The following is a 12336-nucleotide window of genomic DNA, read 5'->3' on the forward strand; positions in this document are numbered from 1 at the left end:
ATGGGTATCGATCTACCGCTGATCTGGGCAATCATCATTATCTTCGGGGTGATGATGTACGTAGTCATGGACGGTTTCGACTTGGGCATCGGGATTCTCTTCCCGTTCGTGCCCGGCGAAAAAGACCGTGACGTGATGATGAACACTGTCGCTCCCGTCTGGGACGGCAATGAAACCTGGCTGGTGCTGGGTGGCGCGGCGCTGTTCGGCGCCTTCCCACTGGCGTATGGGGTGGTATTGTCGGCGTTGTACCTGCCGTTGGTGCTGATGCTGGTGGGGCTGATCTTCCGCGGCGTGGCGTTCGAGTTCCGCTTCAAAGCCACCAAGGCCAAGCAGCACCTGTGGGACAAGGCGTTTATCGGCGGCTCGTTGGTGGCCACCTTCTTCCAGGGCGTGGCCCTGGGTGCGTTCATCGATGGGTTTACGGTGGTCAATCGCAGCTACGCAGGTGGCGCTTTTGACTGGCTCACACCGTTCAGTCTGTTCTGCGGCGCCGGCTTGGTGGTGGCGTATGCCTTGCTGGGGTGCACTTGGTTGATCATGAAAACCGAAGGGCCGTTGCAACGGCAGATGCATTGCCTGGCCCGCCCATTGGCGCTGGTGCTGCTGGCGGTCATTGTGGCGGTGAGCATCTGGACGCCGCTGGCCCATGGCGACATCGCCGCGCGCTGGTTCAGCCTGCCCAACCTGTTCTGGTTCCTGCCGGTACCGGTGCTGGTGGCGGTGGTGCTGGTATGGCTGCTGCGTGCCGTGTCAAAACAAGCACATTACGCACCGTTCCTGCTGACCCTGGCACTGGTGTTTCTGGGCTACAGCGGGCTGGGCATCAGCCTGTGGCCGCACATCATCCCGCCGTCGATCTCCATCGTCGAGGCTTCATCGCCACCGCAGAGTCAAGGCTTCATGTTGGTGGGGGCGCTGTTTATCCTGCCGTTCATCCTGGGGTACACCTTCTGGAGCTACTACGTGTTCCGCGGCAAGGTGCGGGCTGAAGACGGTTATCACTGAGGCTGGAGGTGCATGATGAAAGAGATTGAATCGACAACCGTATGGAGCCGCATGGCCTGGCTGGTGATCATCTACAGTGGTAGCGTGGGAGCGTTGTTCCTGGTAGCGATGGCCTTGAGGCTTTTGATGGCTGGAGCCGGGATGCGGGTTAAGTAACGCCAGCGATTCACCGTTGCGCCAAGGGCTGCGAAGCGATTTCGCAGCCCTTGGCGTTTTTGCAGCAGCAATTATCTTGTGCGCGCTGGATTGCTTCACGAGAAGCGGGTGCTTACTGTGCGATACGGTTGAGCAACTGGGCGACTTCCCAGGGCATGGACAGGAACGGGCAATGGCCAGCATCCAGTTCATGCACGGTGTCGCAGCCAGCACGCTCGATCATCAGGCGTTGCAAGGGCGGAGCAATGGCACGGTCTTGCAGGCAAACGATGTAATCGCGCGGCAGGCGGCCATAGGCCTCGGCGCTCAGGTGTACCGGCGTAGCCAGTGGGGCCAGCGCTTGGGGTTTGAACTGCGGAGCCGCCCAGGCGGCTACTGGCTGGTCAGCATCGTGCAGAAAGGCGACAGGTACTGCGGCGGGGTCGAAACGTGCTGTCAGTTGCTGGTCATCGACTTGCAAGGGGGCAGGGTGCTCGGAGGGGAGCAAGCCGGTTAGGCCCATCAGCGAATCACCGTCAACAGGCAGGAACGCGCAGAGGTAAATCAAGCGCGCGATGTTGCCATGGGCGGTTTCAGCTGCGGCGCTGATGGCCACGCCACCCATGCTGTGACCAACCAGATGCACAGGTCCAGGCGCGTTGAGTACGGCTTGTGAGATGCGCTCAGCGTAACGCTGCAGCGACACTTCCTGCGCAGCGGTTGAGTCGCTGCCGCTGCCGGGCAGTTCCACCACCGTTACCGCGTGGCCGTTCATGCGTAGCCCGGCGGTCACGGTCTCCCAGACCCATGCGCCTTGCCAGGCGCCGTGTACCAGTACGAAATGTGCCATGTCGTTGAAACCTGTTCGGTTGAGTGGGCGCTGGAGCATAGGCCCACCGGCAGCATCGTTACAGGTTCAGGGATGCGAATAAAAAGCGGATCAGAACCGCGCCCGTCCTGGCGGCTGAACGCGGCTCAGGACTCAGGCGACGATGCGCACTGACTTCTTGTGGGTGAACGCCAGGAAGCTGTAGTGGCCATGGTATTCACCCATGCCTGAAGCGCCTACGCCACCAAAGGGCAGGTAAGGGGAGAAGGCATGCAACATCACGCCATTGACTTGCGCGTCACCGCTTTGGACATGGCTGATGATGGGGGCTGCCTGCGCGGTATCACGAGTGAATACGTACAGGGCCAGGGGTTTGGGATGGTGATGGTTGATCAGATCAACGGCAGACTCCAACGATTCAAAGCTGAGGACTGGCAAAATTGGACCGAACAGTTCTTCGGCCATGAGGGCATCGTCCCATTGAACCTCGTCCACCACCGTAGCGCTGAATTGGCGTAGCGATGGGTCGGCCTGCCCACCCACCAGTACCGTGCCTTGGCTATCACCCAGAATCGCTTGCAGTCGCGCGACCTGGCGCTCGGTCACCAATTTGCCCGTGGAGCCGAGGTCAGGAAGCTGATCGCGGATACGCTGTACCAGCTTGGCCAGCAGCGCTTGCTTGACGCTGGCGTGCACATACAGGTAATCCGGTGCGATGCAGGTCTGGCCGCTGTTGATGAACTTGCCGAATAGCACCTGCGCCACCACCAGATCCAGGTCGGCATCGGGCAGCACGATAAGCGGGCACTTGCCCCCCAATTCCAGCACCACCGGTGTCAGGTGTTCGGCGGCGGCTTTCATCACCACCTTGCCGACTGCGGGGCTCCCGGTGAAAAAGATAAAGTCGAAGGCCAGCCCCAACAGGTGGGTGTTTTCCGCACGGCCACCCTGCACCACGGCGACGTACTTGGGCGAGAACGCTTCGGTGATAATCGCTTCCAGTACCAAGGCCGTGCGCGGCGTGGTTTCCGACGGTTTGAGGATGCTGGTGTTACCGCCAACGATCGCGCCAATCAATGGCGTGAGGGTCAGGTTAACCGGGTAGTTGAACGGGCCGATGATGTAGCTGACGCCGAAGGGTTCCTGGGTCACGTAGCATTCGGAGGGCGCGATGATGTCGGGCGTGGGCACTGTCTGGGGCGCAGCCCATTCATCCAGGTGCGCCAGGGCGAAATCAATCTCGTGTACCACCTCGCCGATTTCGGCCAGATCGACATCCTCGCGGGATTTGCCTAGGTCGGCATCGAGGGCCGAGTAGAGGTCTTCCCGATGATTGAGCAGGGCCTGCTTGAGGCGTTGCAATTGCTGTTTGCGAAAGCCAATGTCCAGTGTTTGTCGCGTAGCGAAAAAAGCTTTTTGCTGGGCAAACAACTCATCGATAAAGGTAAAGCTTGGGTCACTCATGGTGAATCCTTGAATTGATTCAATGGTTCGTCGTGACTACACGGCGAATTCAGCGATTTTTTCTTCACGCCAGATGATCCCGGCGCCAGGCAGGTCGGGGATGACTGCGTGACCGTTATCGAAGGTCAACGTCGGCTCTGTGATTGCACCGGCGATATCCAGACTTTCCAGCCAATCGGCGTTCGGCGTGACCGCCAGCAAATGCGCGCTGAATTCCTGGAACAGGTGGCTGGACACGGGCAGGCTGAATTGTTGGGCCAGGGCGCTTGCACGCTGCCAGCCGGTGACGCCGCCGATTTTCATCAGGTCGGGCATAGCCAGGTCGGTGGCGCCTGCGGTGATGGCCTTGAACATCTCTTCAGGGCCAAACCAGTTTTCGCCCATCTGGATCGGTACCTGCAATGCTTCGCGAATGCGTGCATGCCCGGCATAGTCGTGCTGTACGGTCGGCTCCTCGATCCAGGTCACGCCTTCATCCTGAAGGGCCAGCCCGCGGCGAATGGCCTCCGTCACCCCCTGGCTCTGGTTGTAGTCGACCATGATGTCGAAGTCCGGGCCGACGGCGGCTCGCATGCTGCGCACCACGCGCAGGTCTTCGGCCAGGGTGCTGTAGCCGATCTTGGTCTTAACGGCCTTGAACCCGGCATTGGCGGCCTGAACGGCGCGTTCGGTGGCCAGACGTTCGCCGTCCAGGCTGTGGCTGTCGTAACTCTTGATCGGCCGCAGGCTGCCGCCCAGGTACCGGGCCAGGGGCAAGCCTTGGCTTTTGGCCAGCGCGTCCCACGCGGCCATGTCCAGCCCTGCGGCGGCCATGCGCACCAGGCCGGTGAAACCGAGCAGGCAGAAGCGCTTGCTCAGGGCTTGCTCGATGTCATGAGGCGCCAGCGGCTGGCCAACGACCAGTGCCGCCAGTTCATCCAGCAGGTGCTTGAGCGGCTTGAGCGCGACCGGGGTGTAGGCGAATACGTAGGCGTGGCCGGTGACCCCGGCGTCGGTGCTCAGGTCCAGCAGCACCAGGGGCGCGGTGGCCACGGTGCCCACGGCGGTGTGGATAGGGTAGGTGAGGGGAACGTTGACGGCACGGGTCTTCAGGCCGGTGATCAGCGGGGCAGTCATGATTTACCTTCTGGCGAGTTCAAGGGGGTGAACGGTGGCGCTTGCTGGCGCTGCCTGGGCGGCTGTCGGCAGGTTCAGGTAGGCGGGTGATAGCTCACGCACTGACGGGCAGCCAATCTGCGCCAGCGTGCGATCGATGTCTTCCTTGAGCAGACGCAGTACGTCGTCGGCGCCGGCCTGGCCACGGGCGGCTAGGCCGTACAGGGTGGCGCGCCCCAGCAGCACGGCGTCGGCACCCAGGCACAGGGCCTTGACGATGTCGGCACCGCGGCGGAAGCCGCTGTCTATCAGGGTGGGGGCATCGACGGCTTGAACCGTGTCGGCCAGCACCTCCAGCGGGGCGATGGCCCCGTCCAGTTGGCGGCCACCGTGGTTGGAGAGAATCACCCCATCTACGCCTTCGGCAATACAGCGCGCAGCGTCGCCGGCGTCCAGCAGTCCTTTGACCAGCAGGGTGTGGGGCCACTTGTCACGCAGCCAGCGCAGCGCTTGCCAATCGAAGCTGGCGTCCATCTGGCGGCTCATCAGTGCGGCCTGGACTTCCAGGTTGGACGCATCGCTGCTGGCGAAGTTGGCCAGTTGCGGCATGCCGTGACGCACCAGGTCCAACGACCAGCGCGGGTGCAGGCAGCCGTCGAGCATCACCCGGGGCGTGTAGCTCATGGGCATCTTGAAGGCATTGCGCAGATCACGCTCACGGTAGCCGTTGACACCCACATCGGTGGTCAACACCAGGGTGGTGTAGCCCGCCGCCAAGGCGCGCTCAACCATTTGCTCGGCCAGGGTGCGATGCACCACGTACAGCTGGAACCACAGCTCGCCATCGCACTGACTGGCCACATCTTCGATGGACAGATTGGACGCGGTGGAAAGCACGAACGGAATGCCGGCACGCGTGGCGGCGCGAGCCAGTGCCAGGTCGCCTTTGGGCCACAGCGAGCCATTGAGACCGGTCGGTCCAATCAACAGCGGCATTGAGTACTGCACGCCGAACAGTGACGTGGTCTGGCTGCGCTGGCTGACGTTTACCAGGCGTTTTGGCTTGAACCGCACGCTGTCAAATACGCTGCGGTTGTGCGCCAGGCCTTTCTCGTCCTCGGCGCCGCCTTCCAGGTAATCGAAGACCATTTTCGGCAACCGGCGCCGAGCCAATTCCCGATAGTCCGCGACATTCAGGGGGGAACGTTTACTCATCACTCGGTTCCTCAGCCCAAGGGGCCCAGCGTGCTTACCTCGATAAGGAACGGTGCGTTGCTGGCCAGCGCCTGGTGCAGCGCACCTTCCAACTGCGCGCGGTCCTCGACCTTGGCAGAGGCCATGCCGTAGCCCTTGGCCACCGAGCAAAAGTCGATGCCGGGCACGTCCAGCCCTGGCACGTTTTCGACCTGCAGCACGCCGGCAAACCAGCGTAGGGCGCCATAGGTGCCATTGTTCATGATGATGAAGATGGTCGGGATGTTGTACTGCACGGCTGTCCACAGCGTGGTAATGCTGTAGTTGGCCGAGCCGTCGCCGATCACCGCGATCACCTGGCGCTCAGGCTTGGCCAGTTGTACGCCCACTGCAGCGGGCATGGCGAAGCCCAGTCCACCGGCGGCGGCGAAGTAGTAGCTACCTTGGTGTTGCATGCCTAGGCGCTGCCACATTAGCGCCGTGGTGGAGGTGGATTCATTGAGGTAGATAGCGTCCTTGGGGGCGATCTCATCCAGGGTGTCGAACACCACTTCCGGGCGCAGCGGGCCGAGCCCCTGGGCCACCGGCTGGGGTGCGGGCAAGGCCTTGAGGGCCGGGCGGTCAGACTCCGGCACACGCTCGGCCAGGGTGGCGGCAATCAGGCCGACGTCGCCTACAAAGGCATCGCCCATAGGCGCCCGCGCAGCTTCCAGTGGGTCGCAAGTAACGGCAATCAGCCGGGTGCCGGCGGCCAGGTATTGGCCTGGGTCATATTGGTGGTAGCGGAACACCGGTGCACCCAGCACCAGCACCAGATCATGGCCTTCCAGCAGCTTGCCGATGGCGGCGATACCGGCCGGCAGCAGGCCGCGGAAATTGGCATGGCGCGTCGGGAATGGGCAACGCGGCGCCGAGGGTGCCACCCACACGGGCGCGCGCAGGCGCTCAGCCAAGGTCACGCAATGCTGGTTGGCTTCAGCCGCGTCGACATCCGGGCCCAGCACCAGCACGGGGTTGCGGGCGCCGGCCAGTTGCTCCACAAGGTGGGTCAGCAGCGCCTCGCTCAGCCCTCCGGCACTGATCACCCGGCGTTTGAGTAAGTGGCTGCTCTGGGGATCGGCTTCCTTGGCCCAGTCATCGTAGGGCACTGACAGATACACCGGTCCGCGTGGCGCCATCGATGCCATGTGGATGGCCCGGCTCATGGCATGAGGCACTTCCTGGGCGCTGGCCGGTTCATAGCTCCACTTGACCAGTGGCCGCGGCAGGTTGACGGCGTCGACGTTGGTCAGCAGCGCTTCCACGCCGACCATGGCGCGGGTCTGTTGCCCGGCCGTGATGATCAACGGGGAGTGGGAGTTCCAGGCATTGCTCAGCGCCCCCATGGCGTTGCCGGTGCCGGCGGCGGAGTGCAGGTTGACGAATCCCGGGGTGCCGGAGGCTTGGGCGTAGCCGTCGGCAATGCCCACTACCACGCCTTCATGCAGGCCCAACACGTAGCGGAAGTCGGCGGGGAAGTCCTTGAGGAACGGCAGCTCGTTGGAGCCGGGGTTGCCGAAGACGGTGGTAATGCCCTGCTCACGCAGCAGGTCGTAGGTGGTGGCGTGTACGGTACTCATTGCAGTTAATCTCATTCAAGACTTCGGCCTTCACGGTAAAACTCGAAGCTGAATAGATCAAATAGATGGTATTTCTATTAACTATAAACTCCATCTATTTTGTCGTGGCGTTTGCCCTAAAGGTCACGAAGGGTTTCCTTCAACAACCCGCAAAACCAGCGTTGCGCCAAGATGTCGCTGTCATGATCGTTCCACTGCAGGCTGATCTCGATGGCGGGTACCGGAAAGGGCAGTTCTACGACCTTGGTCGCACTGCGCGTGGCGAACATGCGCGCCACGCGAGCGGGCAGCGTCACCAGCAGGTCGCTGCCTGACACCACTTCGGGCAGCACGCTGAAATGCGGTACTCGCAGCCGCACCTTGCGTTCCAGTCCCGCCTCGCGCAAGCGGTCTTCCACCACGTGGTGTCCGGTGATCGCCGACACCACGACATGGTGTTCTTCCAGGTATTGCTCCATGGTCATGGTGTCGCCAATGCGTGGATGTTCGGCACTGACCAGGCACACATAACGCTCCTCGAACATTCTGTCGCAGTTGGCGTCCAGGGGCAGTTCGCTGCGGTTGCAGATAGCGGCGTCGATCTTGCCGGTTTTCAGCCATTCGCCCAGTTTATCGATGTCCAGCTGAATGACTTCCAGTTCGGCCTGGGGCGCCTGCTGCTGCAGCGCACGCAGGATATAGGGCAGAAAAAACAGCTCGCCCAGGTCTGACAACGCCAGGCGGAAACCGCGCGTGGACACGCGGGGGTCGAAATGACTGGTCTGGGCGATGGCGCGCTCGATCTCCGACAGCGAATAACGAAATTTGGCGTAAAGCTGCGTGGCCAGGAATGTCGGCTGCATACCATCGCGGCTGCGTTTGAACAGCGGGTCGTTGAGCAGGTCGCGCAGGCGCGCCAAGGCATAGCTGACCGATGGTTGGGTGACATGTAGGCGTTCGGCAGCGCCGCTGACACTGCCCGTTTCGAAAATGGTGACGAAGACGCGAACGAGATTGAGGTCGATCATGATCGGTGAATATAGTCCAGTCTTATAGTTGATTCGAAAATCTATCTATTTGATCTATCCGAAGTCAATCCATATCGTCACTCCACGGGAACCTCGTGCTTCGCGAGGACCGCCACGGCGGGCGCCTGCGTGTACCGCCCCGGTTAAACAATAATAAGAGTGACCACCATGCCTTCGATCAATGCGTCCGAGGTCGTGAACAGTGCACGACTCAATGGTTTCCACTACCTGCTGGTAGCCTGGTGTTCCTTCATCATGATGTTCGATGGCTACGACCTGGTCATCTACGGGTCAGTGCTGCCCCATCTCATGACCCAGTGGTCGCTGACGGCGGGGGAGGCCGGGTTGCTGGGTTCCAGTTCCATGGTCGGCATGATGTTTGGCGCGCTCAGCCTCGGCACCCAGGCTGACCGCTTTGGCCGCCGCCGCATCATTCTGTTCTGCGTGGCGCTGTTCAGCGTGGCGGCCCTGGCCAACGCCCTGGCCAGCGGCCCCATCAGCTTTTCACTGTGCCGATTTCTGACCGGGGCTGGCCTGGGTGGTGTCGTGCCTAATCTGGTGACGCTGCTCAAGGAGATGTCGCCCGGCCATTGCCGTAATCGACTGATCAACCTGATGCTGAGCTTCTTCGCCGTGGGCGGGTTGCTGTCTGGTGTGGCGGGCATATACCTGATTCCCGCTTTCGGCTGGCCGGCACCGTTCTACTTGGCCGGCCTTTCGTTGCTGGCGCTGCCACTGTTGTACAAAACGTTGCCTGAGTCTGTGGCTTACCTGCTGCACCGTGATCAACAGGTGCAGGTTGCCGCGTTGTTGCGACGTGTCAACCCGGCCCATGCGCCCACCGGGGAGGTCAGCTACAGGCTCGAGGCTTCGGCAGATGCACGCGCTACCTCGATGAGCGCCCTGTTCGGCCAGGGCCGGGCGTTGAGCACATTGATGCTGTGGCTGGCGTTCGGGCTGTGCATGCTGATGGTCTATGGGCTCAACACCTGGTTGCCGAAGTTGATGAGCAACGGCGGGTACCCCTTGGGGTCGAGCATCGTGTTCCTGGTGGTGATGAACCTGGGGTCGCTGATCGGCACTTTGGTCAGTGGGGTTATTGCCGATCGCTGGGGCTGCAGGAAAACCCTGGTGCTGTGCTTTGCCTTGGCGGCGTTGTCGATCTCGTTACTGGGACTGCGCCCGGACGCCGCGTTGCTCTACGGGTTGCTGCTGGTGGCGGGTGGCTCCACCGTGGGCTGCCTGTCGGTGGTGCACACCCTGGCGGCTGACCTGTACCCGGTCCAGGTCCGCGCCACGGGCGTCAGCATGGCGGCGGCTATCGGACGCTGCGGGGCAGTGGCGGGTCCGTTGCTGGGTGGGCTGCTGGTGAGTTTGAGCCTGCCTTTCGAACAGAATTTTCTGATGTTCGCCATCCCTGGCGTGCTGGCGGTATTCGCCGTTTTACTGGTGACGCGCCAGCGCAACTCGAACGCTCAACCGCTGCCCCAACGCAGCCTTTAATTCTGCGAAAAACCGGTTGCCGCGCAGACGCGGCAGCCGGCATGCCTGTGCACTGAAAACAACAAGATCTTGACCGGGGTAAAGCATGAATTCGTCCATCCGCCTCAGCGCCTTGGGCGCTGTGTTGTCGCTGTCGGTGATGCCTTGTGCGCGTGCCGACTTTTTCCAGGACAGCCAACTGACCCTAGGCCTGCGCAACTTTTACGTGGATCGCGACTTCAAGCAACGCAACGCGCCGCTGTCCAGGGTGGGCAGCTGGAGTCAGGGTTTCGACCTGATCTACCGGTCGGGGTATACCGACGGGCCGGTCCAACTTGGCCTGGATACGTATAGCCAATTCGCCTATCGCCTGGATGGTGGCGGCGGGCGCGGCCCGGACACTGTCCTGCCTTATGACAACGGGAGGAGGGAGCCGATACGTGATTACGGACGCTCAGGGCTGACGGCCAAGTTCAAGGTATCGAAAATCGAACTGCGTATCGGCGAACAACGTCCGACGTTGCCGGTGGCCTACATCGATGACTCAAGGCAATTGATCACCACCTATCAGGGGGCGACGCTGGAGTCCCGGGAGTGGGACAACCTGACCCTCAACGCCGGCCGGTTCTGGACCATTGCCACGCGTGAATCATCCAGCACTGAAAACATCTATCTGTTCAACCACAGCCCGACGCAGCGCAGTGATGGGTTGGATTTTGTCGGCGCACGCTATGCGTTCACGCCCACATTCAGTGGCACTTACTACTACGGCCAGTTGGACGATATTTACCGCCAGCATTACCTCGCATTGGCGCAAACCCTGGACCTTGGCAATGACTACAGCCTCAAGAATGACATCCGCTATTACCACAACAGCGATCAGGGGCAGGCGCTGTCCGGCCGCCTGGACAACCGTTCGTTGGGCGTGATGACGGCGTTACGCAAAGGCCCCAGCACCTTCACCCTGGGTTACCAGCGCATGTATGGAGAGGATGCTTTTCCACTGCTCAATGGCTACGCGCCGCAACCCTACCTGGTGAACTGGTCGGTGCTGGGCTTCTACAAGGCCGGGGAGCGGTCATGGCAGGCGCGTTATGACCATGACTTTGCCGCTTTGGGGCTTCCGGGACTGAAAATGATGGTGCGTTACCTGCGTGGCACCGATATCGACCGTGGGGCGGATCTTGCGGATAACGTCGAAAGCGAGCGCAACCTTACCGTCAGTTACGTCATCCAAAGCGGTCCGTTACAGGGGGTCGCTCTGGAAATGCGCCACATCGAAACACAGGCGCGCTATGGCGCCCAGTTTGACGAGAATCGCCTGATCGCCATCTACACCTGGAAGCTGCTGTAGGACGCCTCGATACCCCACGGGTATGGTGGTAGACCTTGGCAATATTGGCGAGATGGGTCGTTGCGAGTAATGATGGGCACACGTCCGGCAGTGAACACTGCCGGTCAACTATAAAAACAATTCGAGTGATGATGTCATGCACACGCCTTTGCTAGGCCAGCGCAGCGAAGTGTTCAACCAGGCCGACCCCCACGTGGTGTCGCTTTACGTCAACCAGCATGTGGGCAGCCATTGCATCCAACTGCCCAAAGCCAGCCGCCCGCTGGCCCACCTGAGCCATCGCACCTTCGCCGAACTCGACCTGTGCCGTATCACCTACGGCGCACCGGTGCGGGTGGTGTCACCCGCCCTGGAACGCTGCTTTCACCTGCAGGTGTTATTGGCCGGTCATTGCCTGTGGCGCCGAGGGCGGGAGGAGCACTTTCTGGCACCGGGCGAATTGCTGTTGATCAATCCCGACGAGCCGGTGGACCTGACCTATTCAGCCGATTGCGAGAAGTTTATCGTCAAGATCCCAGTACGCCTGCTGACGGACCTGTGCGAGCAACAACGTTGGACGGTGCCAAGCCCAGGCGTACGGTTTCTGCAGAATCGCTACCGCCTCGACGATGTGCAAGGCCTGGTGAGCCTACTGTGCATGATCTGCCATGAGGCCGAAGAGTTTGAGCCGCAACCCGTGGTGCAGGCCCACTACACGCAAATCATCGCCAGCAAGCTGCTGTGCCTGATAAAAACCAATGTCCAGCAGACGCAACAAGCGGCACCAACGCTTAACTTTCAACGCGTGGCGGAGTACATCGAACGGCACTTGCGGCAGGCATTGGACACCGACACCCTGGCCAGCCTGGTCAACGTCAGCCCACGCACGCTGTATGGCCTGTTTGAACGCAATGCACAGGCAAGCCCCGCCGATTACATCCGCCAGCGTCGCCTGGCCAGGGTTCATGCCTGCCTGAGCGATCCTCAATGCACGGTGCGCAGCCTGTCCGAACTGGCCATGGACTATGGCTTCATGCACTTGGGGCGTTTCTCCGACCAGTACCGCAAGCAATTTGGCCAACTGCCCTCCGAAACCCTGCGCCAGCGCCGCTGCGACGTTGCGAAAAACGGATAGTGGTCTGCGAGAATCGGCTATCGACAACATCCACC

11 protein-coding genes are annotated in these 12336 nt (G+C 61.4%); 5 read left to right on the forward strand and 6 right to left on the reverse strand.

Annotation, left to right across the window (positions count from 1 at the left end; genetic code table 11):
• Both cydB and RAM80_RS31365 read left to right on the forward strand, forming a co-directional pair.
• A complete protein-coding gene (gene cydB / locus RAM80_RS31360) occupies window positions 1–1008 on the forward strand; it encodes a cytochrome d ubiquinol oxidase subunit II (RefSeq protein ID WP_416427783.1) in 1008 nt (335 codons plus the stop codon).
• A gap of 12 nt (window positions 1009–1020) precedes the next feature.
• On the forward strand, window positions 1021–1164 hold the full coding sequence (locus tag RAM80_RS31365) for a DUF2474 domain-containing protein (protein WP_416427784.1): 144 nt from the start codon (window positions 1021–1023) through the stop codon (window positions 1162–1164).
• Between the two features lie 112 nt (window positions 1165–1276).
• On the opposite strand, the gene RAM80_RS31370 is transcribed toward RAM80_RS31365, so the two are convergent.
• The 6 genes from RAM80_RS31370 to RAM80_RS31395 all read right to left on the reverse strand — a co-directional run bounded on the left by RAM80_RS31370 (window position 1277) and on the right by RAM80_RS31395 (window position 8351).
• Window positions 1277–2032 (reverse strand): alpha/beta fold hydrolase, encoded by a 756-nt coding sequence (locus tag RAM80_RS31370; protein ID WP_416427785.1) that lies wholly within the window; start codon window positions 2030–2032, stop codon window positions 1277–1279.
• Window positions 2033–2125: 93 nt separating this feature from the next.
• Window positions 2126–3436 carry an NAD(P)-dependent benzaldehyde dehydrogenase MdlD gene (mdlD, locus tag RAM80_RS31375; RefSeq protein ID WP_416427786.1) on the reverse strand — a complete coding sequence of 437 codons (1311 nt, stop codon included), beginning with the start codon at window positions 3434–3436 and terminating at the stop codon, window positions 2126–2128.
• Between the two features lie 36 nt (window positions 3437–3472).
• Window positions 3473–4552: an enolase C-terminal domain-like protein gene (locus tag RAM80_RS31380; RefSeq protein ID WP_416427787.1), complete on the reverse strand. Its 1080-nt coding sequence runs from the start codon at window positions 4550–4552 to the stop codon at window positions 3473–3475.
• 3 nt (window positions 4553–4555) lie between these two features.
• Entirely contained in the window at window positions 4556–5746 is a 1191-nt protein-coding gene (locus RAM80_RS31385; protein WP_416427788.1) for an alpha-hydroxy-acid oxidizing protein, read from the reverse strand.
• Between the two features lie 11 nt (window positions 5747–5757).
• Complete coding sequence (gene mdlC / locus RAM80_RS31390; RefSeq protein ID WP_416427789.1) at window positions 5758–7344, reverse strand: benzoylformate decarboxylase; 1587 nt, start codon at window positions 7342–7344, stop codon at window positions 5758–5760.
• Between the two features lie 116 nt (window positions 7345–7460).
• A complete protein-coding gene (locus RAM80_RS31395) occupies window positions 7461–8351 on the reverse strand; it encodes a LysR family transcriptional regulator (RefSeq protein ID WP_416427790.1) in 891 nt (296 codons plus the stop codon).
• A gap of 168 nt (window positions 8352–8519) precedes the next feature.
• Between RAM80_RS31395 and RAM80_RS31400 the strand changes: the two genes are divergently transcribed.
• The 3 genes from RAM80_RS31400 to RAM80_RS31410 all read left to right on the forward strand — a co-directional run bounded on the left by RAM80_RS31400 (window position 8520) and on the right by RAM80_RS31410 (window position 12301).
• Window positions 8520–9854 (forward strand): MFS transporter, encoded by a 1335-nt coding sequence (locus RAM80_RS31400; protein WP_416427791.1) that lies wholly within the window; start codon window positions 8520–8522, stop codon window positions 9852–9854.
• Window positions 9855–9939: 85 nt separating this feature from the next.
• Window positions 9940–11187 (forward strand): OprD family porin, encoded by a 1248-nt coding sequence (locus RAM80_RS31405; RefSeq protein ID WP_416427792.1) that lies wholly within the window; start codon window positions 9940–9942, stop codon window positions 11185–11187.
• 136 nt (window positions 11188–11323) lie between these two features.
• On the forward strand, window positions 11324–12301 hold the full coding sequence (locus RAM80_RS31410; protein ID WP_416427793.1) for an AraC family transcriptional regulator: 978 nt from the start codon (window positions 11324–11326) through the stop codon (window positions 12299–12301).
• Window positions 12302–12336: the final 35 nt, after the last annotated feature.

The organism is Pseudomonas sp. App30, assembly GCF_047947025.1.
Classification (GTDB): domain Bacteria; phylum Pseudomonadota; class Gammaproteobacteria; order Pseudomonadales; family Pseudomonadaceae; genus Aquipseudomonas.

What these genes read in the sequence shown, in the direction of transcription:
- mdlD (WP_416427786.1), bottom strand. Translation starts at nt 3,436, where the DNA reads ATGAGTGACCCAAGCTTTACCTTTATCGATGAGTTGTTTGCCCAGCAA.
- RAM80_RS31380 (WP_416427787.1), bottom strand. Translation starts at nt 4,552, where the DNA reads ATGACTGCCCCGCTGATCACCGGCCTGAAGACCCGTGCCGTCAACGTT.
- RAM80_RS31395 (WP_416427790.1), bottom strand. Translation starts at nt 8,351, where the DNA reads ATGATCGACCTCAATCTCGTTCGCGTCTTCGTCACCATTTTCGAAACG.
- RAM80_RS31370 (WP_416427785.1), bottom strand. Translation starts at nt 2,032, where the DNA reads ATGCTCCAGCGCCCACTCAACCGAACAGGTTTCAACGACATGGCACAT.
- cydB (WP_416427783.1), top strand. Translation starts at nt 1, where the DNA reads ATGGGTATCGATCTACCGCTGATCTGGGCAATCATCATTATCTTCGGG.
- RAM80_RS31365 (WP_416427784.1), top strand. Translation starts at nt 1,021, where the DNA reads ATGATGAAAGAGATTGAATCGACAACCGTATGGAGCCGCATGGCCTGG.
- mdlC (WP_416427789.1), bottom strand. Translation starts at nt 7,344, where the DNA reads ATGAGTACCGTACACGCCACCACCTACGACCTGCTGCGTGAGCAGGGC.
- RAM80_RS31410 (WP_416427793.1), top strand. Translation starts at nt 11,324, where the DNA reads ATGCACACGCCTTTGCTAGGCCAGCGCAGCGAAGTGTTCAACCAGGCC.
- RAM80_RS31400 (WP_416427791.1), top strand. Translation starts at nt 8,520, where the DNA reads ATGCCTTCGATCAATGCGTCCGAGGTCGTGAACAGTGCACGACTCAAT.
- RAM80_RS31385 (WP_416427788.1), bottom strand. Translation starts at nt 5,746, where the DNA reads ATGAGTAAACGTTCCCCCCTGAATGTCGCGGACTATCGGGAATTGGCT.
- RAM80_RS31405 (WP_416427792.1), top strand. Translation starts at nt 9,940, where the DNA reads ATGAATTCGTCCATCCGCCTCAGCGCCTTGGGCGCTGTGTTGTCGCTG.